The sequence below is a fragment of the Arthrobacter sp. UYCo732 genome (genome assembly GCF_040547265.1).
Taxonomy (GTDB): domain Bacteria; phylum Actinomycetota; class Actinomycetes; order Actinomycetales; family Micrococcaceae; genus Arthrobacter.
On the sequence record NZ_JBEPPJ010000008.1, the window covers coordinates 71,741 to 91,204 of the forward strand.

A 19,464-nucleotide genomic window follows, 5' to 3' on the forward strand; every position below is an offset into this window, starting at 1 on the left:
TCAGTGCTCCTAAAGGTTCGCGGTGATGATGGGTCCGGCCGTCGCTGCCCGGGCTGATTGTTTGAGGGAATCGGAAAGTTTGCCCAGGCTCCGTGCTGCGTCTGCGGCGTCTTCCTGGCTCCAGTCGCTGAGATAGTGCTGCAGGGTTTCCGTGCGGTCCTCTTCGATCTGGCGCAGCTTCTCCACGCCCGCAGGTGACAAGGCAACCAATTGGGCCCGGCCGTCCTTGGGATCCTGCCGCCGGATGACATAGCCCTGCTCTTCAAGGTCCGCTATGTGGCGGCTGAGGACGGGGGCGCCGACCCCGAGCCGCTCCGCGAGGTGCGTAGCGCGGGATTCCCCCTCCCCCACATACCTGAGTACCCCCTGCAGCGCTACCCCGGTGTCCTGTACGCGGAAGCTCGCCGCGGCAACGCAGCGGACCACCCTCTGGAGGTCAAAGATGCGGTAGACCAGGTCCGCAGCGGTGTCCGGCGCAAGTGCCATGATGGGAATCTCCTCAGTTGTTGCCTGAAGCAACTATATCTTAAATGGTTGCTTAGGGAAACTAAGGAGGCAAGTGAGGCCCCCGATCCTTACGGAAAGGGGGCCTCAGGAGTTGTTCTGCGCTGCCGCGGAGCGGATTTTTTTTTGCTGTCCAGGTGGTTAGTCGCCCAGGTGGGTAGGGCCGAACATCTTGAGCAGGGTTTCGACGACGACGACGTTGGGTCCGTCGGCGGCGAAACCAGCCCTGAGCGCGTCCCCCACATCTTCGGGGGCCACGCGCGTGGCCGGCACGCCGAACGCTTCCGCGAGCTTGACGAAGTCCGGCCGGGCGAGCTCGGTGGCCGTGGCCTTGCCGAACGCGCCTACCATGTATTCGCGCAGAATGCCGTAGCCGCCGTCGTCCACGATCAGCCAGGTGACCGGGATGTTGTGCTGCTTGGCGGTGGCGAGTTCGGAGATGGAGTACATGGACGAACCGTCCCCTGATACCGCGAGTACCCGCGACGAACTAGCGGGCCTGCCCAGCATTTCCAGCCCCACGGCGCCGCCGATGGCTGCCGGGAAACCGTAGCCCAGGCCGCCGGCGCCCTGGGCGGAGTGGAACTGGCCCTGGCGCGCATCCCAGCAGCTCCAGCCCCAGTACGCCGAGATGGTCATGTCCCAGAAGGTCTGCATGTCCGCCGGAACGGCTTCGCGGATGTCGGCCATGAACTTCAGTTCCTTGGCCAGGTCCTGCGATTCCAGCCGGGCGCCCACCCTGGCAAGGGACTCCTTGACCACCGCTTCGGGGGTGGTGCCGTGCCAGTTGGGCTGGGTTTCGGGTTCAACCACCAGCGCTTCGTCGAGGGCGGCGAGCGCCTGGCCGGCGTCGGCGCGGATGCCCAGGCCTGGGCGGTTAGATTCAAGCACACGCGGTTCGGCATCAATCTGGATGATCCGGCCGCGCGGTTCGAAGGTGAAGTAATTGGAGGTGACTTCGCCCAGGGACGAGCCGATCACAATCAGGACATCGGCATCTTCCAGTACGTCCGTCATGAAGCGGTCCTCGATCCAGGACTGCAGCGACAGCTCATGGTTCCAGGGAAACGCTCCGATGCCGCCCGGCGTGCAGATGACCGGCGCCCGCAGCTTTTCGGCAATCGAGAGCAGCGACTTCTCGGCCCGGCCCCGGCGCGTACCGCCGCCGGCGATGATGGCTGGACGTTCCGCCGTCGACAGCCATTTCACGGCTTCGCGGACCAGCTCCACCCGCGGCGGATTGTCTGTAGCCTCGGCGAGCGCATCCTCCACCGGGGGGACCATGATGGGATCCAGCAGCACGTTCTGCGGGATTTCCAGCCACACGGGACCCTGCGGCGAGGAGATCGCCTCGGTCCAGGCGTCCTGGATGGCCGACGGGATGCCGGAGGCGTGCTGGATCAGGCGCTGGCTCTTGGTGACGTTTGCGGCCGAGGCCTTCTGGTCATCGAGCTGGTGCAGCATGCCCTTGCGGCGGGCGCCGAGCCCTTCGAGGGGGATCTGGCTGGCCACCACCACCATGGGCACCGCCGTTGCGTAGGCCTCCTGCAGGCCGGCCAGGGACGTCAGCGCGCCCGGCCCGGTGGACAGGAACAGCACTCCCACTTCCCCGGTGGCGCGGGAATACCCGTCCGCGGCGAAGGCTGAGTTGTTCTCCACCCGCGACGAGACAAAGCGCAGGTTGCCGCGGCCCATGGCGTCAAAAAGGCCCAGTGCGTGCTGGCCAGGAATGCCGAAGACAGTCTTGGCGCCGAGTGCTTCAAGCGTCTCGACGACGAGGTCCCCCCCGTTACGCTGGCTGGTCCGCTTGGCGTCCCCTGCAGTGGCAACTGCTGCGCCTGGATCGAAATCGATCATCTTGCCTGCTCCTTGATTCCGGCGGCGAAACCGGCCGGCTGGCGGACTTCCTGGCCGAGCGCCTGGGCTGCGTAGCCGGTGGCTGCCCCGAGGCGGTCGCCTTCAACAGCATTGTCCGCCATCAGGGTGACCAGTTCATAGGCCAGGTGGCTGGCTGCCACGCCGGTGATTTCTGCGTGGTCGTAGGCGGGGGCAACTTCAACGACGTCCGCGCCCACGAGGTTCATGCCGCGGAGGCCGCGGATAATCTCCAGGAGTTCGCGGCTGGTGATGCCGCCGGCTTCAGGGGTTCCGGTGCCGGGCGCATGGGCGGGGTCCAGGACGTCGATGTCCACGGAGATGTACAGCGGGCGGTTGCCGATCCGGTCGCGGACCTTGGCCACCGTTTCCAGCACGCCCTGGTAGTAGACGTCGGCGGAGGTGACAATGCCGAACCCGAAGCGATGGTCGTCGTCGAGATCCTTCTTGCCATAGAGCGGACCGCGGGTGCCGATGTGGCTGATCGCTTCGGTGTCCAGGATGCCCTCCTCCACGGCGCGGCGGAACGGGGTGCCGTGCGTGTATTCGGCGCCGAAGTACGTGTCCCAGGTGTCCAGGTGGGCATCGAAGTGCAGCATCGCGACGGGGCCGCCGGCGCGTTCGGCTGCCGCGCGCAGCAGCGGCAGTGCGATGGTGTGGTCACCACCGAGGGTCACCATTTTGCTGCCGGCAGCAGTGAGGTCCAGGGCGTTCTGCTGGATGGTTTCGATGGCTTCGTTGATGTTGAACGGGTTCACCGCCATGTCCCCGGCGTCCGCCACCTGCACGTTCTCGAACGGGCTGACGTCCCAGGCCGGGTTGTAGGGGCGCAGCAGGCGGCTGGCTTCCCGGACATGGTTGGCGCCGAACCGGGCGCCGGGCCGGTACGAAACGCCGGAATCGAAGGGCACGCCCACCACGGTTACGTCAGCCTTGGCCACCTGGTCAAGGCGCGGCAGGCGGGCATAAGTGGCGGCTCCCGCGTAGCGCGGGATGCGAGCAGAATCAATGGGGCCAAGGTTGCCGTTGGCTTCGATGCGCAGCTCTCTCACAGTGAGCCTCTCCTTCGAGGATTGATCCGCAGTTGTGACAGCCATCATAGCCTCAAGTTTCCTTATGCGCATCAGATGTTTACAATATGTGCTCAACAGTTCACGTGGGCAGGAGTGCTACCGGCTCGCGGCCGGGACGAGGACCCAGAGAACCTCGACGGGTTCGTCAGTGGGATTGACCCACGTATGGGGTTCCCGTCCGGGGAAGGTCACGGTGTCGCCGGTACCGAGTTCGTATTCCTCATTGGTCAGGATCAACCGGATGCGGCCCTTGATCACATGGAGCACATCCACGTCGCAGTCCACAGCGTAAAGCTCGGTCTCGCCCCGGCCGTGGGGCTCAATGACGGCTTGGATGATCTGGATGCGGCGCTCGGAACGCGCGGTCAGCAGCCGCTCCACAATGCCTTCGCCCCCCAGCGAGATCCGGGGTCCGTCATTCCGCTTGGTCAGGTGTGTTTCGGGGGCAGCAAACAGGTCACCGATGGAGATGGACAGAACCTGGCACAGGGTCACCAGCGAGGCGACCGACGGCGACGTGAGGTCCCGCTCCACACGGCTCAGGAAACCCTTGGTCAGGCCGGTCGCATCGGCCACCTGTTCGATGGTCAGCCGCTGTGACTGCCGGGCGGCACGGATTCTGGACCCGATGGCAACCGGAATGTTGCTCGGCTCTACTGGCAGTGCCTTCATGTGCGGACCTTTCATGGCCGGCGGTCCGGCCCCATCTCTGGGGCAATCCTAATAGCCAGCAGCAAGCGCGAAGCCGCGGGACGCCCTTCAACAACAAGATGGCGCGTCCATCCTTGCCTCATACGTCACTCGCGATCGTCAGCAAGGATCACCGAAGGGCAGAGCACGACGGCGGCACTTCCGTTCGCTTTCCCGGAACCGGAAGTGCCGCCGTCGTCCGTTTCTACTCGGTTTCGCGGAATTCGTCATCGTCCACGGGAACCACGCGCTCCTCGGCATCGGCTTCCACCGGGGTCGTCGGGACAACGGCCTCTTCGCCGTCCAGGAATTCGTCCTCTGCGTCCCAGTTGTCCTCGCTAGCGGGGACATCGTCGGCGTAGTCGTACGCCGGATCCGATTCAACGGCATCGAGGTGCGGCATGTCCGGGTGCTGTCCGGTGGTATTCATGATCCAACCTCCGTTTGATCGCCTGACGTGCTCTTTTCGGTGGGCGCGGGCGCGCTCCACTCCTTCATCAGAGCACCGCCCGGCAGCCCGGTCAAGGGCCAGTGCAGCGGCCCGGGGGCATGGCCGAAGTGGATGGATTTAAGGGAAACCGAAACTATGCAGTGAGGCCTGCCAGCCGAAAATCCGCGGAAATACGCGGTAGGCTGGCTGTGCAATGGGGCCGAACCATGCCCCATCCAGCCCAGGAGCCCCCGTGTCGCCGCACGCCAATTCAAGCCAAGCCCAGCCCGCGGAAACATGCCACCGCGCCCAGCCCACACCGGCCGACATTCGCAGGTGGCGCCAGTACTTGGCGGACGAGCGCGCAGAGGCCGCCGTCTACCGGCATCTCGCGCAAAACCGCGAAGGCGAAGAACGCGAGATCCTGCTGGCCCTTGCCGAAGCCGAAGGACGGCACGAGGCCCACTGGCTCAAGCTCCTCGGTGAACAGGCACAAAAGTCCCGGCCCGCGTCGCTCCGCAGCCAGTTCCTGGGCTTCCTCGCCCGCCATTTCGGTTCCGTCTTTGTCCTGGCCCTGGCCCAGCGCGCCGAAGGCCGCTCCCCCTACGCCATGGATCCCAACGCCACCGACGCCATGGCCGCGGACGAACAGATCCACGAGGAAGTGGTCCGTGGCCTGGCAACCCGTGGCCGCAACCGCCTGGCTGGCACCTTCCGGGCGGCTGTCTTCGGCGCCAACGACGGCCTGGTCAGCAACCTGTCACTGGTGATGGGCATGGCCGCCTCCGGCGTGGCCAGCAGCGTGGTGCTCCTCAGCGGCGTGGCGGGCCTCCTGGCCGGTGCTATGTCCATGGCCGCAGGCGAGTTTGTTTCCGTGCGCTCCCAGCGTGAACTGCTGGCGGCCACCAAGCCCACCCAGATCACCCTCGCCGTGGCGCCGAAACTGGACATCGAACACAACGAACTCCTGCTCGTCTACCTGGCGCGCGGGATGACCCACGAAGCCGCCGAGCACCGCGTGGCCGAACGCATGGGCCTGCTCGGCTGCGACTGCGATCCCAGCCTGTCCCTCCGGCCCGAACTGCCGGAGCCGGAAGACCAGCACGAAGCAGTGGGCACTGCATGGGGTGCGGCGCTGTCCAGTTTCTGCTTCTTTGCCTCCGGCGCCGTGATCCCCATCCTGCCCTTCCTGTTCGGCCTGACCGGAGTTGCCGCCCTGGTGGTCGCCGGCGTGCTCGTGGGACTGGCCCTGCTGGTGACCGGCGGAATCGTTGGCCTGCTCTCCGGGACGTCGCCCCTTACCCGCGGCCTGCGCCAGTTGGCCATCGGCCTGGCCGCCGCCGCCGTGACCTACGTACTGGGCCTCGCCTTCGGCACCGTGGTGGGCTAACGGGCGCTCATCCGCCCGTCCCTGCCCTGTCAAGCACCGCGAGTGCTTCGGCCACGCTGTCCACCAGGAAAATCCGGTCCGCCATGGCCCGCCCTGCCGCAAGTTTCTGGAGCATGGGCCACGCTGGCAGTTCTTCTTCCCAGTGCCGCCTGCCCACCAGCACCATCGGTGTGACCGCTTCACGGGCGCCGTAGTAGTTCTCGCACGCGTCCTGGAAGATTTCCTGCACCGTGCCCGCCGCTCCCGGCAGGAAGATGATGCCGCCGTCGCAGAGTTCCAGCAGGATCGCTTCGCGGATGGCGTTGGCGAAGTACTTGGCAATGTGGGTGGCGAAATAGTTGGGCGGCTCATGTCCGTAGAACCACGTCGGGATTCCCAGCGACGGCGTCCCGTCCGGATGGCGTTCGACGACGGCGGCCGCCTCGCGTGCCCACGCGGACACTGAGGGCCGGAACCCCGGGACGGACTGCAGGACTGCGAGCGCCTGGTCGAAGTCACTGTCCGGGGTGTGGCTGAGGTAGGCGCCCAGGTTGGCGGCTTCCATGGCGCCGGGGCCACCGCCGGTGGCCACCAGCCGTCCGGATTGGGCGAGGAGCCGGCCCAGAAGGGCGGCCTGCGCGAATTCCTCGGTGCCCCGTTGAGCCGCGTGTCCGCCCATGACCCCCACGGCGGTCCGGCCTGCGCAGAGGTCTGAGTTCCTGAACTCATCAAGGGCGTCACCGATGGCATGGTCGTGAAGCGCAGAGGCAAGGGTGGCGTCCAGCCGGTGCCGCTGGCCGGCGCGGATGCTCCATTGATAGATGCAGGCATCCGGAAGGTCCTCATAAGGCGCCGATTCCAGCCCCGCGTAAAGTTCCTGCGGTGTGTACAGCCGGGCCCGGTACGGATCGAACGGCACACCGGCCAGCCTGGGGAAGATCAGTGCGCCGCGGTGCCGGAGCCCGTCCTCCACTCCGGGGTCGAAGGTGCAGCCGAGGAAAATGGCGCCCTCCACGGCCAGTGCCTCCAGGGCGGCCTTCCGGCCGCGCAGGTCGAGGGACTGGGCGTGCCAGCCACGCATGGCCACGGCCCCTGCCGCAATGAGCCGGTCGAAGCTGTCAAGGCTTTCGACTTCAAGGGTGCGCGGGCTGGGGGCCAGGCCGCCGGAAGGGTTCATGCCCCCGGACCTAGCGTGCTGTTCCGTCGGCGCCCGTCAGGTGCCGGTCCAGCCTGAGCAGGGTCTCCTCGATGCTGGCCGGGTGGCGGCGCAGGTAGCCTGCCAGCCGGAGGAAGAACTTGCCCCGGACTGCCCTGGCATCCCACTGTTCGGTGACCTTCGTCCCGGCGTTGCCGGCGCCGTCGGTGGCGGGTTCCAGGATGTACCGCCAGACGTGGCCGTAGAAATGGCGCCACGCGATGCGCCGGCCCTCCTCAAACTCGCAGACAGTGTTCAGGATCTTGTAGTCCACGGCCATGTTCATCTCCATGCCGAACCGGGCCCCGAGGTCCAGCCGCTCCGGGCCGCGCGGCTGGGCACCTTTGACGGTGCCGGAGCCGTCGATCACGCTGTGCAGCGCCGGCGTGGCCAGCACGTCAAAGATCTCTGCCGGTGCCGCGGGGATGAATCGCTCACGGGACACCAGGTATCGGTTATTCATCCCCCCAGCCTAGTCAGACCGGCTTTGACAGCCGGGAGGCAGGTCCGCGGCTTCACGCGATCGACCGGGCACCACCCACCCTCGAATTTTTGTCCAGATAATGTGCGCAAGCCACGTGGAACAGGCCATTATCTGGACAAAAACTCCTTGACCGGGAACGTCTGGCGGGAATATTCTTATTCAATCAACATGTTGATCAATGAATTAATTGATTATGGAAGGTTGATGGAGTAGAAAGGCCCGCAGCACATGAACCCCGACGACGGCACCCTGGACTCGGCCTTTATGGCCCTGGCCGATCCCGTGCGGCGCCGGATCATCGCCCGGCTCAGCCGGGGGCAGGCCACAGTCAACGAATTGGCGGAACCCTTCGCGATCACCAAACAGGCGGTCTCGAAGCACATCCAGGTCCTTGAGCAGGCAGGGCTCGTTACCCGAACACGGGAAGCCCAGCGCCGGCCCGTCCACCTGAATCCCGCACGGCTTGAGGCGCTCACAGCGTGGATCGACCAGTACCGGCTGGTCCGCGAGGGGCAGTTCCGCAGCCTGGAGGCCGTGCTTCAATCCAGCGCCGGGCAAAGCGGCGCCAAGGCAAAGGAAGTACAATGACCAATTCCCTGAAGCTTTCGGTCCCTGAAGGCCTCCCCTTCATTGACTACGAGCGTGAGTTCGACTTCCCCGTGGCGGATGTCTTCCGCGCCCACAAGGAACCGGACCTGATCTCCCAGTGGCTGGGCCCGCGCGGGCTGAAGATGGAGATGGACCACTACGATTTCCGCAGCGGCGGGAGCTACCGGTACATCCACACCGGGCACGACGGCGTGGCTTACGAGTTCACGGGGGTGTTCCACACCGTTCGGGAGAACGAGTTCGCCCTGCAGACGTTCGAATTCGGCGGCTACCCGGACGTCGTGAGCCTGGAATACATGACCTTCGAGGACCTCGGCAACGGCAGGTGCAGGCTCCGCGGCCACTCGGTCTATCCCAGCCTGGAAGCGCGGGACGGCATGGCGCAGTCAGGAATGGAGGGCGGCATGACTGAAGGCTATGAGCGGCTCGATGAGTTGCTCTCAAGCGCCAAGGTCTAGGACGCAAAAGTTCGACGGCGGATGGTCACCTTCCCTTGGAAGGTGACCATCCGTCGTCGTACTTAAATAGCAACGCGGGGTCACTTTCGGCCCAACCCAGCAGTGGGAAAGCGCCGGGAGTGAGCCCGCGTTGCTATAGAAAGTGCTTAGAGGGCTGCGAAAACTTCGCGCAGCAGCGTGGCGGTCTCGGACGGCGTCTTGCCGACCTTGACGCCTGCAGCCTCGAGGGCTTCCTTCTTGGCCTGGGCGGTTCCAGCGGAACCGGAGACGATCGCGCCGGCGTGGCCCATGGTCTTGCCTTCGGGAGCGGTGAAGCCGGCCACGTAGCCGACAACCGGCTTGGTGACGTTGGCCTTGATGAACTCCGCAGCGCGCTCTTCAGCGTCGCCACCGATTTCGCCGATCATGACGATCGCCTTGGTCTCGGGATCAGCTTCGAACGCAGCCAGGGCGTCGATGTGCGTGGTGCCGATGACGGGGTCGCCGCCGATGCCGATGGCGGTGGAGAAGCCGAGATCACGCAGTTCGTACATCATCTGGTAGGTCAGGGTACCGGACTTGGAAACCAGTCCGATGGGGCCCTTGCCCGTGATGTTGTTCGGGGTGATGCCTACCAGGGCTTCGCCCGGGGTGATGATGCCGGGGCAGTTGGGTCCGATGATCCGGGTGACCTGCTTGCCGTCGGCGTCAACCGTGGACTGGGCCAGTGCCCAGAACTCGGCGGAATCCTGGACCGGCACGCCTTCGGTGATGACAACCACCAGGCCGATGCCGGCCTCGATGGCTTCAACGACGGCATTCTTGGTGAAAGCCGGCGGCACGAAGACGATGGAGACGTCGGCGCCGGTTTCAGCCATGGCTTCCTTGACCGTGCCATAGACGTTGATTTCAGCATCGCCGTGCAGGACGGTGGTGCCAGCCTTGCGGGCATTGACGCCGCCCACAATGTTGGTGCCAGCCTTGAGCATCAGGGCGGTGTGCTTGGTGCCCTCGCCGCCGGTGATGCCCTGGACGATGACCTTGGAGTCCTTGTTCAGATAGATAGACATGGTGCGTCCCTTTACTTAGCTGCGTTGGCGAGCTCGGCGGCCTTGTCGGCGCCCTCGTCCATGGTGGCGGCCAGGGTAACCAGCGGGTGGTTGGCCTCGGCCAGGATGCGGCGGCCTTCCTCAACGTTGTTGCCGTCGAGGCGGACTACCAGCGGCTTGTTCGCGTTGTGGCCCAGCTCGGCCAGCGCGCCAACGATGCCCTTGGCGACGGCGTCACACGCGGTGATGCCACCAAAGACGTTCACGAATACGGATTTGACCTGCGGATCGCCCAGGATGACGTCGAGGCCTGCAGCCATGACCTCGGCGGAAGCTCCACCACCGATGTCCAGGAAGTTGGCGGGCTTGACGTTGCCGTGGTTTTCACCGGCGTAGGCGACGACGTCCAGGGTGGACATGACCAGGCCGGCACCGTTACCGATGATGCCTACTTCGCCGTCCAACTTGACGTAGTTCAGGTCCTGCGCCTTGGCCTTGGCCTCGAGCGGATCTGCAGCGTCCTTGTCCTCAAGGAGGGAGTGCTTGGCGTGGCGGAACTCGGCGTTCTCGTCCAGAGTCACCTTGCCGTCCAGTGCAACAACGTCCCCGGCGCCGGTCTTGACCAGCGGGTTGACCTCCACGAGGGTGGCGTCTTCCTTCTTGAAGACGTCCCAGAGCTTAAGGATCACGGCGGCGACCTTGCCGCGCAGTTCCTCGGCGAAGCCTGCGGCTGCAACGATTTCGTCAGCCTTGGCCTGGTCGATGCCAACGGCAGGATCAATAGCGATCTTGGCCAGGGCATCAGGGCGTTCGACGGCGAGCTGTTCGATTTCCATGCCGCCTTCAACCGAGCACATGGCCAGGTAGTTGCGGTTGGCCCGGTCCAGCAGCACGGAGAAGTAGTACTCCTCGGCGATGTCGGCACCCTGGGCAATCATCACCTTGTTGACGGTGTGGCCCTTGATGTCCATGCCGAGGATGTTGGTGGAGTGCTCAAGTGCCTCATCAGCGGTCTTGGCTACCTTGACGCCGCCAGCCTTGCCGCGACCGCCTACCTTGACCTGTGCTTTAACAACGGTCACGCCGCCGATTTTTTCGGCTGCTGCTTTTGCTTCTTCTGGGGTGTACGCCACGATGCCGGCAAGCACGGGTACACCGTGCGCCTCGAACATATCGCGCGCCTGGTATTCAAACAGGTCCACGGTTTAGTGTCCTTCTACGTCGAAGTAGTTTCTGTACAGTCGGGCACCGTCGGAGACGAGGACCGGGCTGCGGATTGCAAGCACTTGCGACCAGTTCGAAAACGGGCCGCAGCGCGCCATGCTCCACTCGGAACTCTAGTCCTCTCCAAGGACCGGCCCGTTCCACAGTACCGCTTATGTGAGTAAGCACACTATTCTATGGAGCGTAGAAAAATCCCTAGATTACGGGGTTTTTGGGGCGTCAGTCGGTGCTGGAGCGGCGGTTTCGGCACCCTTGGAAAAGGCTTCGTATTGATCCCTGGCGACGAAGAAGGCGACACCTGCGGAAACGTTCCCGCACGCTACGCCATGTTTATACGGCGAGCAGCGGATGCCGTTCCGTTCCAGGTTGGCGCCGTCGGCCAGGACAGGCAGTTCGCTGAGCGGGCCGGTCTTGCTCCCCTTGGGCCCGTAAGCGGCCTCCATTTGTGTGACGCCGGAACGGCATTCCCCGTACGTTGCCTTGTCCGGCGTGAGCAGCGCCGTGCCGCCGAGGTAGCCCAGGCCGGTGCCGGCGCAATCGTCCTTGATGTCGACGGCGGCAGGTTTGGGATAGTTCGCCAACTGGCAGTGTGCCACCGGAACAGTCGCCAGTTTGTCGTTGGCGCTGTCGGTAAAGCTGTTCAGCTCGTACGGGAGGTTAAGGTGCTCCCCCTTGGCGGACGTCAGGGAGCACACGATGTTCCGGTCCTCGGTGATGAACGAGAGGACGTCCTGGCCGGCCCGGAACCCCGCGGGGTCCACCAGAGCCGCCCGTTCCAGCTGTTCCAAGGGCGGCAGCGGCAGCGGAGCCACGTAGCCCGGGTCCTCGGTAGTGATGCTGCAGGCAGTGCCTGCCAGCAGGAAGAAGGCGGCCAGGATCCCCAATACAGTCCTTCTCATGGCCTCCATTATGCCCCGGCAGCGGTCTCAGCCCCGCGTACGCCTGCCTGCGGCCTCCACGACTGCGGCAGCAGCTTCCGCGGGATCCTCGCGGTCGAACTGCTCCTGCATCTTCCGGGCGCGGGATTTCCAGCCGGGATCCGCCAGGACCTTTCCCACTGCTGCGGCGATGTCGGCGGGCTTAGGTGACTCTGTCCTGAGGTTAATGCCGACGCCGGCGTGTTCCACCCGGGCGTTAACATCACTTTTGCCCTCGTTGATGCCCGACACCACCAACGGAACACCCTTCGACAGGCTCAGCTGAACACCGCCAAATCCACCGTTGGTGATGAAGACATCCGTGAAGTCAAAGACCTCCGCGAAGTCCACGTAGTCCCGCACCACTACGTTGGACTGTGGGTAGCGGGCCTTCAACTCCTCGGTGCCGTGCCCGCCGGTTGCGACGATGACCAATGCATCCATTTCCTTGACCGCCTCAAGCGACCGAAGGATGAGTTTGTCCTGGTCCAGGTTGTCCACAGTTCCCTGGGTGACAACGAGTGTTGCGGGGTAGGACCGGGGAAACCCGCCATCCCCGCCGGAACCGGTGGCGGGCTGGCCAAGCCCCCGGAATGGCAGGAGCGCGCCGACATAGTGCACTTTGGGGTTGACCCGGCGCCGCGGGAAGTCGAGGGATTCCGGGCCGGTCTGGATAATGGCGTCCGAGCACCGATAGGGCTCGTCCGTCAGCCGGCCTTCCCGCGGAACAGCCTGGCCGTAGGCGGCGTGCTGCCGGCGGTAGCTTTGGCTGGCAGGCCGAAGGATAACTTTGTCGGACAGCAGGCCCGCCAGTCCGTGGACCGCCTTCTCCACGGGATGGCGTGGCGGCCGGAACCCGAAGAAGAGCGGGGGTACCTGCGGGTCACTCTCCATGTTGGGGATGGCGACAAAATTCACCAACGGCTTGCCCAGCAAATGGGAGACGAGGCGGTGAATGAACATGGAACTGTCCGCCACCACAACGTCAAAGGGATACTGCTGCGCGACTTCACGGATGTCCTCGAAGAAGTGGCTGACATTGCAGGCGAAAATTTTCTCGCCGTCGAAGCCGATGGCCCGTGGGCCCTTGAGCTTGGCCCGCTCCGGATAGAGCTCATAGAGGTTGTCCGCGCGGTGCTCGATGGCCCTGCGGAGGGGAAGTGCTGGATTCCCATTCCTCCGAGCCTGTCTGCATAGACGGAACCCGTGTACCAGGCCACGTCGTGGCCACGGCCCTTGAGCCGCATCGCCACGCCCGTCATGGGGTTGAAATGGCCGTCCATGGCCTGGCTGGCGAACAGGATCTTCACAGTGGTGCCCCGAATCTGCTGTGCTCAAATAGCCTGCGCGTCACCGGCTTCCCGGCTACGGGCGCGTTCCTGAACTGTAAGCCAGCCGGGGTCCGCGGACAAGGGTGAGCGCGGCTACGCGTCCAGCTTTGTGAGGGGCGCGTACCGGAGCAGGAGACGCTTCTCGCCGACGTCGAACTTCACCTTGGCCACCGTTTTGTCCCCAGCGCCCTCCAGCGCCAGCACCGTGCCGTTGCCGAAGCTCGTGTGGTTGACCTTGTCCCCCACAGTGACGGCCACAATTTCCTTCTGTGGCTGCACACGGTTCTTGGCGATGGCGGCGGGAACGTCCGCATTGAAACCTGCCGACGAATCGGCGGCGGCCCCCCGGGAAGGGCCTGCGCCCCAGAAGGATCCGCTGTAGCGGCTCGACTCGATGGATCCGCCGCTCCCCCACCCGCCGGACTGCCGGCTGGTGCCTTCGCGCTTCCATTCCACCAACTCGGACGGGATTTCCTCGAGGAACTGGCTGGCCGGGTTGTACTGGCTCTGGCCCCACATGCTGCGAACTTCGGACCGGGTGACGTAGAGCCGCTTGCGGGCGCGGGTCAGGCCCACGTAGGCCAGCCGGCGTTCCTCGGCGAGCTCCTTGGGGTCCGTGGCCGAACGCTGGTGCGGGAACAGCCCGTGCTCCATGCCGGTCAGGAACACCACCGGAAATTCAAGGCCCTTGGCGGTATGGAGGGTCATTAGGGTGACCACGCCCAGGCGTTTGGCCTCCGCCACGGCGGCGGCCAGTTCGTCCGCGGTCCCCGCGGGGGCGTCCGGGATCTGGTCCGCATCAGCCACCAGGGACACCTGCTCCAGGAAGGCGCCCAGCGACCCTTCCGGGTTCTCCTGTTCGTATTCACGGACGACAGCGACGAGTTCCGCCAGGTTCTCCACGCGGGACTCGTCCTGGGGATCGGTGCTTAAACGCAGCCCGGCAAGGTAGCCCGTCTGCTCCAGCACGGCTTCCAGCGCGGCGGCGGCACCCGAGCCGGCCGCGACTTCGGCGAGGTCGTCCAGGAGTTTCACGAACCCCAGGACTGCGTTGACTGAGCGCGTTGCCATGCCTGGGGCGTCCTCGGCCCGCCGGGCGGCTGCCATAAAGGACATCCGCTCGCGCTGGGCGAGCGCTGCCACCGCACCCTCGGCGCGGTCACCGATGCCGCGCTTGGGTTCGTTGAGCACCCGGCGCAGGTTGACGTCGTCGTCCGGGTTGACCAGGACCCGGAGGTACGCGAGTGCGTCCTTGATTTCCTTGCGCTCGTAGAAGCGCGTGCCGCCCACCACCTTGTACGGAAGGCCCACCCGGACCAGCACGTCCTCAATGGAACGGGACTGCGCGTTGGTGCGGTAGAAAATTGCGACGTCGCCAGGGCGGAGGTTGTCCTCGTCCTGGAGCCGGTCGATTTCCTTGGCGATGAACTGGGCTTCGTCGTGTTCGTTCTCGCCCACGTAGCCGATGATTTTGTGGCCCTCGCCCTCGGCTGTCCACAGCCGCTTTTCCGGGCGGTTGGGGTTGCGCGAGATCACGGAGTTCGCCGCGCTGAGGATGTTCTGCGTGGAGCGGTAGTTCTGCTCCAGCTTGATGGTGCGGGCGTCCGGGTAGTCCTTCTCGAACTCCACGATGTTGCGGATGTCCGCGCCGCGGAAAGCGTAGATGGACTGGTCCGAGTCGCCGACGACGGTGAGCTCGGACGCGCCGGGGCCCTCGCCCACAATTTCGCGGACCAGGGCGTACTGGGCGTGGTTGGTGTCCTGGTACTCGTCCACCAGGACGTGCCGGAACCGCCGGCGGTAGGAGTCCGCTAGCGCCGGGAAAGCCCGGAACATGTAGACGGTTTCTGCGATGAGGTCGTCGAAGTCCATGGCGTTGGCCTGGCGCAGCCGCTGCGTGTAGCCCTTGAAGACCTGGGCCACGGCCTGCTCGAACGGATCGTTGTAGTTGGCCGAGTTTGTGTACGAATCGGCGTCGATGAGCTCGTTCTTGAGCGCCGAAATCTTGTGCTGGATGGCCTTCGGAGCGAACTTTTTGGGGTCCAGGTCCAGGCTCTTGGATACCTGGGTGACCAGCCGCAGGGAGTCGGCGGAGTCGTAGATGGAGAAATTCGACTTCAGGCCCACGTTCGACGCTTCCTGGCGCAGGATGCGCACGCAGGAGGAGTGGAACGTGGAGATCCACATGATCTTGGCCCGGCCGCCCACCAGGGCCGCGATGCGCTCCCGCATCTCGGCGGCAGCCTTGTTTGTGAACGTGATGGCCAGGATCTCGCCGTAATGGGCGCGATGGGTGGCGATCAGGTAGGCGATCCGGTTGCTGAGCACGCGGGTTTTACCGGAGCCTGCGCCTGCCACGATCAGCAGGGCACTGCCGGCGTGTTTGACGGCTTCCTCCTGTTGGGGATTGAGTCCCTGCAGCAGTTCAGCAGCATTGGGCCGATGGTGCGCCTGCTCCGGGGTTCCGTCACCGTGGGACTGCTGGCTGGCCCAGCCCCCCTGACCACCAGCGGAGCCGCCGCCAGACGCGCCACCACCGAATTCGGCGGCCGCGGCGAGGCCTTCCGGGCGCGACTTGGTGCGGGGGGCGGCTGCCGGAGCGGCCTTGAACGGTCCGTCAGAGTACGGGTCAAACAACATATCCATGGTGCCTACAAGTCTAGGCGGTGGGTCCGACACCCAGTTCCAGCCTGTGGATAACTGATGCCCAGCCGCTCCCTCTCCCGGTCAAAGGAGTTTTTGTCCAGATAATGCCCCTCAGAGCGTCAGCACAGCGCATTATCTGGACAAAAACTCCTCGGCCCCGGCTCAGGTCACCGAGCCCGACTGGAGGGCCGCACGCAACTCCCGCACCGCCGTCGTGCCTCCCGCCATGAACCACTGAAGGCCGTTCACCAGCACTGTGTCCGTGGCGCCGCCGGCGGCCCGGACAATTGCCTTGCCCGGCAGCCAGTCCCACTCCGGGCAACTGTGCTGGAACCAGCAACCCAATTGGCCGTCGGCCACGCGGCCCAGGTCGCAGGACCCTGAGCCGAGCATCCGCAGCGCAGCGGCCGATGTGGCGGCGGCGTGCCACGGCATGGCACACAGGGGATCCAGCAGCCAGGTGGGGTGGATGTAGGTGGCTGCGCCGACTTCCGCGAGGGCAGCACCGCTGCGGGAACCGGCGCCCTGGGAAGCGCCGCCGGCAGGGAGTCCGGCCGGCTCCGCAAAACCGTTGAGCACCTCTCCGTTCAGCGTGGCAGCGCGGGCAGTTCCGCCAAGCCACAACTTGTCCTCCTCAGGCTGGAAAATAGCCCCCAGCAGCACGTCCGTGGAGTCCTTCAGGGCGATGGCCGAGCACCAGTACGTGGAGCCGTGCAGAAAGTTGTACGTTCCGTCCACGGGGTCGATCACCCAGGTCCGGCCGGTGGTGCCGGCCACGGAGGCGCCCTCTTCGCCGAGGATGCCGTCATCGGGGCGGCAGCGCTGCAGCTGCTCGAGCACATAGGCTTCGGCGGCATGGTCGGCGGCTGTCACCACATCTGAGATGGACGTTTTCTGCTGCGCCTCGAGGCCGGCCATCCGCATCAAAAGCGCCAACTGGCCTGCTTCGCGCACCAGCGCGGAGGCCAGCTGGTAATCGTCCAGGGCGGGGTCGAGTTCGAGGGCGGTGTGCCGGCCAGTGGTCATGGAACCAGTCTATGCAGCGCGATAATGGTGCCATGGCCAAAACCCCAGCGCAGCGGATCAAGAAGCACGGCTCCAAGGCGGCTGTTCCAGAGCACAGCCTTCCGCCGGTGATCAACCCCACAACTAAACGTTCGCCGCAGAAGGCCCAAAGCAACAGCAACCTGATCCTGATTGCCGGCGTGGTGGCCAGCCTGTTCCTGTTCTGGTACCTCCACCTGCTCGTGCTGAACCAGCTGACGCAGCTGTCCGGTGGGCTCGCAATGCCGGATTCACTGCTGGGCGGCTTCGACGCCGGCTACGTCGGCCAGTTGAACGCCGCCATGGACGACGACGCCCGCGGCCAGCTCAACTACGTCCACAAGACCGCCGGGACACTATTCCCGCTCATCTTCGGCTTCACCTGGCTGCTGCTGATCGGCACCAATGTCGCGAGGAAGTCCCTCCGCTGGGCCCTGTGGGCAGTCCCGCTGCTGTTTGTGGTGGTCCGGTTGTGGGGCAACGTCACCATCGATGCGGTGGTGGCCGCGGAAACGGCCGACGCCGGTCAGGTCGCTCTGGCGTCCGGGCTCACCGTTGCGGGCTGGGTGCTGCTCGTCCTGAGCCTGCTGGCCGGGGGTTCCGCAGTGTTCCTGAAGCGGAAGCCGCCGTCGGGATCCGCTCCCCCGCGCCGCCGCAGTAGCCCCGCGCCGCCGCAGTAGCCCCGCGCCGCCGCGGTAGCCCCGCGGGGTCACTTGTGGCCCAATGGACGGCACTTTTGGGCTTCTAGTGACCCCGTGTTGCCCTCAGACGCCGTGAGGTCCGCTCGTGGTGTACGCGCTGGGCAATCACCAGTCCAGCGGCGGCCATCCCTGTCGTGACCGGGTAGCCCATCAGCCGTTCCAGGGTGCCCGGCTCCGGCACGTCCATCCCCGTCAGTCCGCCGGTCACCAGCGCTGCGAACGACGCCAGCCCGCACACCAGGACAAACCAGCCGAGCGGCGTCTGTCGCAGCCACAACGCGCCCAGCACCAGCAGGGCAAGCGCACCGGCGAGGAAGTACATCACGGCGCCGGTGAAGTGCCAGCGGGAGCCCACATCCTCCGGCGCCAGTCCCACGATCATGGTCCCGGCACCTGCCGTTCCGGTCAGGATCCGGACCCAGATTGCGGCCCACCAGGGCTTTCGGCGCCCCGGCTGGACCCGTGCCCCGGCCCTGGCAGCGACGCACAGCAGCCCCGACCCCAACAGCAGCGCCCCCAGCAGCATGCCCAGCCCCTGGACAACAAAGGAGGCGTTCATCAGCCAGTGCAGCGGCGAACACACATCCCGGCCCTCGTAAATGCCGCAGTGGACTGCACCGAGGTCGCTGATGTAGCCGGTCCGGCGGTCGTAGGGCTGCCGCCCGCCCCAAGCTCCGATCACGGCAGACTCGGCCACAAAGTACTGCAGCACGCTTAGGACGGACCAGGCACCGATGTACTGGCGGATGGAGGCCGTGTTCGGGATGAAGCCCACGGCGGGAGCGGACGTCGGGGCTGAACTCATGCCATGAGCGTAGTACGGCCTCCCACCTTGTATGCTTGTATCCGTGTCCGGACGGACCGGCCCTGCCGGAACAGCGGACACGCGCCCTCGTAGCTCAGTGGATAGAGCACGGCTCTCCTAAAGCCGGTGTCGTTGGTTCGATTCCAATCGAGGGCACTTGAACCTTCTTGCCCCGGAAACGGGGCTTCGCGCTTACCTGCTCGGTCCCTCGAAGACCGGCCGCTGGACCGTGGAACGGGACCTGCTGGACCGCTCCACAGGCACCCGCGGAACCTTTTCCGGCGTCGTACATTTCACGCCAACGGACGACGGCGGCCTCGCCTTTCGTGAAGAAGGCACCATGCGCTGGCCCACCCTCACCGGTCCCGCCTACCGTGAATACCTCCTGAAGGCCGCCGACCGGCCCGACGCCCTGGACGTGTTTTTCCCCGACGGCCGGCTCTTCCACCGGATGAGCTTCACCCCGGAAGCCAGCCTGGACCAGCACTGGTGCGATCCCGATACCTACCGAGTGGCGTACAGCTACGGAGGCCCGGACGAGTTCGGCTACACATGGGATGTGAGCGGGCCGCGCAAGGACCTGCTGCTGGCCTCGGCGTTGAAGCGGCTGGGCTAAGCGGGGGCTCGAAGCGGCGAAGCTGAACAGGCTAGGCTCGAAGCCGTGAAAGCCCGCATCGTTGTCTCCGCCGTCTGCGTCTTCGACGACGCCGGGCGGCTCCTGACCGTCCGCAAGCGCGGGACCGGCATGTTTATGCACCCCGGCGGCAAGCCCGAGCCCGGCGAAACCGCCGTCCAGGCTGCGTCCCGCGAGCTCCAGGAGGAAGTGGGGATCATCATCGAGCCGCGCGACCTGGAACTCATGGGCATCTGGATTGCCGACGCCGCGAATGAAGCCGCCACGGACATTGAAGCCACGGTGTTCCTGGCCCCGGGCACCTGGACGGCGCACCCGTCGGCCGAGATCGCCGAGATCCGCTGGCTGGACCTGGCCGAGCACCACCGGGGCATGCCGCTGCCCGCCGACCTCGCCCCGCTGCTGACGGACCACATCCTGCCAAAATTGGCCGCCAGGTAGGCTCCG

General features: G+C 65.5%; 21 protein-coding genes and 1 tRNA gene. 8 read left to right on the forward strand and 14 right to left on the reverse strand.

Annotated features, from left to right (window positions below; all coding sequences use genetic code 11):
• Positions 1-9: 9 nt before the first annotated feature.
• The 5 genes from ABIB45_RS12480 to ABIB45_RS12500 all read right to left on the reverse strand — a co-directional run bounded on the left by ABIB45_RS12480 (position 10) and on the right by ABIB45_RS12500 (position 4,572).
• Positions 10-486, reverse strand: coding sequence for a MarR family winged helix-turn-helix transcriptional regulator (locus ABIB45_RS12480; RefSeq protein ID WP_354216167.1), 477 nt, complete (start codon positions 484-486; stop codon positions 10-12).
• 159 nt (positions 487-645) lie between these two features.
• Entirely contained in the window at positions 646-2,361 is a 1,716-nt protein-coding gene (locus ABIB45_RS12485; protein ID WP_354216168.1) for a thiamine pyrophosphate-binding protein, read from the reverse strand.
• Positions 2,358-3,431 (reverse strand): agmatinase, encoded by a 1,074-nt coding sequence (speB, locus tag ABIB45_RS12490; protein ID WP_354216169.1) that lies wholly within the window; start codon positions 3,429-3,431, stop codon positions 2,358-2,360. Before speB ends, ABIB45_RS12485 begins: the two co-directional genes overlap by 4 nt.
• Positions 3,432-3,548: 117 nt before the next feature.
• The gene (locus ABIB45_RS12495; protein WP_354216170.1) at positions 3,549-4,124 is read right to left on the reverse strand and encodes a helix-turn-helix domain-containing protein; all 576 of its coding nucleotides are present in this window, start codon (positions 4,122-4,124) and stop codon (positions 3,549-3,551) included.
• Positions 4,125-4,347: 223 nt separating this feature from the next.
• Positions 4,348-4,572 carry a hypothetical protein gene (locus ABIB45_RS12500; protein WP_354216171.1) on the reverse strand — a complete coding sequence of 75 codons (225 nt, stop codon included), beginning with the start codon at positions 4,570-4,572 and terminating at the stop codon, positions 4,348-4,350.
• Between the two features lie 214 nt (positions 4,573-4,786).
• On the opposite strand from ABIB45_RS12500, the gene ABIB45_RS12505 reads away from it, so the two are divergent.
• A complete protein-coding gene (locus ABIB45_RS12505) occupies positions 4,787-5,962 on the forward strand; it encodes a VIT1/CCC1 transporter family protein (RefSeq protein WP_354216172.1) in 1,176 nt (391 codons plus the stop codon).
• 7 nt (positions 5,963-5,969) lie between these two features.
• On the opposite strand, the gene ABIB45_RS12510 is transcribed toward ABIB45_RS12505, so the two are convergent.
• Together ABIB45_RS12510 and ABIB45_RS12515 are read right to left on the reverse strand one after the other, a co-directional pair.
• Positions 5,970-7,118, reverse strand: coding sequence for an LOG family protein (locus ABIB45_RS12510; protein ID WP_354216173.1), 1,149 nt, complete (start codon positions 7,116-7,118; stop codon positions 5,970-5,972).
• Positions 7,119-7,128: 10 nt separating this feature from the next.
• A complete protein-coding gene (locus ABIB45_RS12515; RefSeq protein ID WP_354216174.1) occupies positions 7,129-7,599 on the reverse strand; it encodes an SRPBCC family protein in 471 nt (156 codons plus the stop codon).
• A gap of 249 nt (positions 7,600-7,848) precedes the next feature.
• Here ABIB45_RS12515 and ABIB45_RS12520 point away from each other — a divergent pair, with 249 nt between their 5' ends.
• Complete coding sequence (locus ABIB45_RS12520) at positions 7,849-8,208, forward strand: ArsR/SmtB family transcription factor (RefSeq protein ID WP_354216175.1); 360 nt, start codon at positions 7,849-7,851, stop codon at positions 8,206-8,208.
• Positions 8,205-8,687, forward strand: coding sequence for an SRPBCC family protein (locus ABIB45_RS12525; RefSeq protein ID WP_354216176.1), 483 nt, complete (start codon positions 8,205-8,207; stop codon positions 8,685-8,687). Before ABIB45_RS12520 ends, ABIB45_RS12525 begins: the two co-directional genes overlap by 4 nt.
• Positions 8,688-8,833: 146 nt before the next feature.
• Here ABIB45_RS12525 and sucD read toward each other — a convergent pair whose 3' ends face one another.
• The 4 genes from sucD to ABIB45_RS12545 form a co-directional block, all read right to left on the reverse strand.
• Positions 8,834-9,736, reverse strand: coding sequence for a succinate--CoA ligase subunit alpha (sucD, locus tag ABIB45_RS12530; protein WP_354216177.1), 903 nt, complete (start codon positions 9,734-9,736; stop codon positions 8,834-8,836).
• 11 nt (positions 9,737-9,747) lie between these two features.
• Positions 9,748-10,917 carry an ADP-forming succinate--CoA ligase subunit beta gene (gene sucC, locus ABIB45_RS12535; protein ID WP_354216178.1) on the reverse strand — a complete coding sequence of 390 codons (1,170 nt, stop codon included), beginning with the start codon at positions 10,915-10,917 and terminating at the stop codon, positions 9,748-9,750.
• Between the two features lie 222 nt (positions 10,918-11,139).
• On the reverse strand, positions 11,140-11,847 hold the full coding sequence (locus ABIB45_RS12540; RefSeq protein WP_354216179.1) for a hypothetical protein: 708 nt from the start codon (positions 11,845-11,847) through the stop codon (positions 11,140-11,142).
• Positions 11,848-11,865: 18 nt separating this feature from the next.
• The gene (locus ABIB45_RS12545; protein ID WP_354216180.1) at positions 11,866-12,819 is read right to left on the reverse strand and encodes a glycosyltransferase; all 954 of its coding nucleotides are present in this window, start codon (positions 12,817-12,819) and stop codon (positions 11,866-11,868) included.
• Here ABIB45_RS12545 and ABIB45_RS12550 point away from each other — a divergent pair.
• A complete protein-coding gene (locus ABIB45_RS12550) occupies positions 12,808-13,053 on the forward strand; it encodes a hypothetical protein (protein ID WP_354216181.1) in 246 nt (81 codons plus the stop codon). The genes ABIB45_RS12545 and ABIB45_RS12550 overlap by 12 nt on opposite strands.
• A gap of 227 nt (positions 13,054-13,280) precedes the next feature.
• Here the strand turns inward: ABIB45_RS12550 and pcrA are convergent, their stop codons facing one another.
• Together pcrA and ABIB45_RS12560 are read right to left on the reverse strand one after the other, a co-directional pair.
• Complete coding sequence (gene pcrA / locus ABIB45_RS12555) at positions 13,281-15,827, reverse strand: DNA helicase PcrA (protein ID WP_502914534.1); 2,547 nt, start codon at positions 15,825-15,827, stop codon at positions 13,281-13,283.
• A 168-nt stretch (positions 15,828-15,995) separates the two neighbouring features.
• Entirely contained in the window at positions 15,996-16,859 is an 864-nt protein-coding gene (locus tag ABIB45_RS12560; protein ID WP_354216183.1) for an inositol monophosphatase family protein, read from the reverse strand.
• Positions 16,860-16,891: 32 nt separating this feature from the next.
• On the opposite strand from ABIB45_RS12560, the gene ABIB45_RS12565 reads away from it, so the two are divergent.
• A complete protein-coding gene (locus ABIB45_RS12565) occupies positions 16,892-17,557 on the forward strand; it encodes a hypothetical protein (protein WP_354216184.1) in 666 nt (221 codons plus the stop codon).
• Between the two features lie 64 nt (positions 17,558-17,621).
• Here the strand turns inward: ABIB45_RS12565 and ABIB45_RS12570 are convergent, their stop codons facing one another.
• Complete coding sequence (locus ABIB45_RS12570) at positions 17,622-18,383, reverse strand: DUF998 domain-containing protein (protein ID WP_354216185.1); 762 nt, start codon at positions 18,381-18,383, stop codon at positions 17,622-17,624.
• A gap of 83 nt (positions 18,384-18,466) precedes the next feature.
• On the opposite strand from ABIB45_RS12570, the gene ABIB45_RS12575 reads away from it, so the two are divergent.
• The 3 genes from ABIB45_RS12575 to ABIB45_RS12585 all read left to right on the forward strand — a co-directional run bounded on the left by ABIB45_RS12575 (position 18,467) and on the right by ABIB45_RS12585 (position 19,458).
• A tRNA-Arg gene (locus tag ABIB45_RS12575) sits at positions 18,467-18,539 on the forward strand.
• Position 18,540: 1 nt separating this feature from the next.
• Positions 18,541-18,999: a DUF6314 family protein gene (locus ABIB45_RS12580; protein ID WP_354216186.1), complete on the forward strand. Its 459-nt coding sequence runs from the start codon at positions 18,541-18,543 to the stop codon at positions 18,997-18,999.
• A gap of 45 nt (positions 19,000-19,044) precedes the next feature.
• Positions 19,045-19,458: an NUDIX hydrolase gene (locus ABIB45_RS12585; RefSeq protein ID WP_354216187.1), complete on the forward strand. Its 414-nt coding sequence runs from the start codon at positions 19,045-19,047 to the stop codon at positions 19,456-19,458.
• Positions 19,459-19,464 lie beyond the last annotated feature (6 nt).

Bases quoted from the DNA above. Each gene is read 5' to 3' on its own strand.
- ABIB45_RS12480 (WP_354216167.1), bottom strand. From the start codon at position 486: ATGGCACTTGCGCCGGACACCGCTGCGGACCTGGTCTACCGCATCTTT.
- ABIB45_RS12485 (WP_354216168.1), bottom strand. From the start codon at position 2,361: ATGATCGATTTCGATCCAGGCGCAGCAGTTGCCACTGCAGGGGACGCC.
- ABIB45_RS12495 (WP_354216170.1), bottom strand. From the start codon at position 4,124: ATGAAGGCACTGCCAGTAGAGCCGAGCAACATTCCGGTTGCCATCGGG.
- ABIB45_RS12500 (WP_354216171.1), bottom strand. From the start codon at position 4,572: ATGAATACCACCGGACAGCACCCGGACATGCCGCACCTCGATGCCGTT.
- ABIB45_RS12505 (WP_354216172.1), top strand. From the start codon at position 4,787: ATGGGGCCGAACCATGCCCCATCCAGCCCAGGAGCCCCCGTGTCGCCG.
- ABIB45_RS12510 (WP_354216173.1), bottom strand. From the start codon at position 7,118: ATGAACCCTTCCGGCGGCCTGGCCCCCAGCCCGCGCACCCTTGAAGTC.
- ABIB45_RS12515 (WP_354216174.1), bottom strand. From the start codon at position 7,599: ATGAATAACCGATACCTGGTGTCCCGTGAGCGATTCATCCCCGCGGCA.
- ABIB45_RS12520 (WP_354216175.1), top strand. From the start codon at position 7,849: ATGAACCCCGACGACGGCACCCTGGACTCGGCCTTTATGGCCCTGGCC.
- ABIB45_RS12525 (WP_354216176.1), top strand. From the start codon at position 8,205: ATGACCAATTCCCTGAAGCTTTCGGTCCCTGAAGGCCTCCCCTTCATT.
- sucD (WP_354216177.1), bottom strand. From the start codon at position 9,736: ATGTCTATCTATCTGAACAAGGACTCCAAGGTCATCGTCCAGGGCATC.
- ABIB45_RS12540 (WP_354216179.1), bottom strand. From the start codon at position 11,847: ATGGAGGCCATGAGAAGGACTGTATTGGGGATCCTGGCCGCCTTCTTC.
- ABIB45_RS12545 (WP_354216180.1), bottom strand. From the start codon at position 12,819: ATGTTCATTCACCGCCTCGTCTCCCATTTGCTGGGCAAGCCGTTGGTG.
- pcrA (WP_502914534.1), bottom strand. From the start codon at position 15,827: ATGTTGTTTGACCCGTACTCTGACGGACCGTTCAAGGCCGCTCCGGCA.
- ABIB45_RS12560 (WP_354216183.1), bottom strand. From the start codon at position 16,859: ATGACCACTGGCCGGCACACCGCCCTCGAACTCGACCCCGCCCTGGAC.
- ABIB45_RS12565 (WP_354216184.1), top strand. From the start codon at position 16,892: ATGGCCAAAACCCCAGCGCAGCGGATCAAGAAGCACGGCTCCAAGGCG.
- ABIB45_RS12570 (WP_354216185.1), bottom strand. From the start codon at position 18,383: ATGAGTTCAGCCCCGACGTCCGCTCCCGCCGTGGGCTTCATCCCGAAC.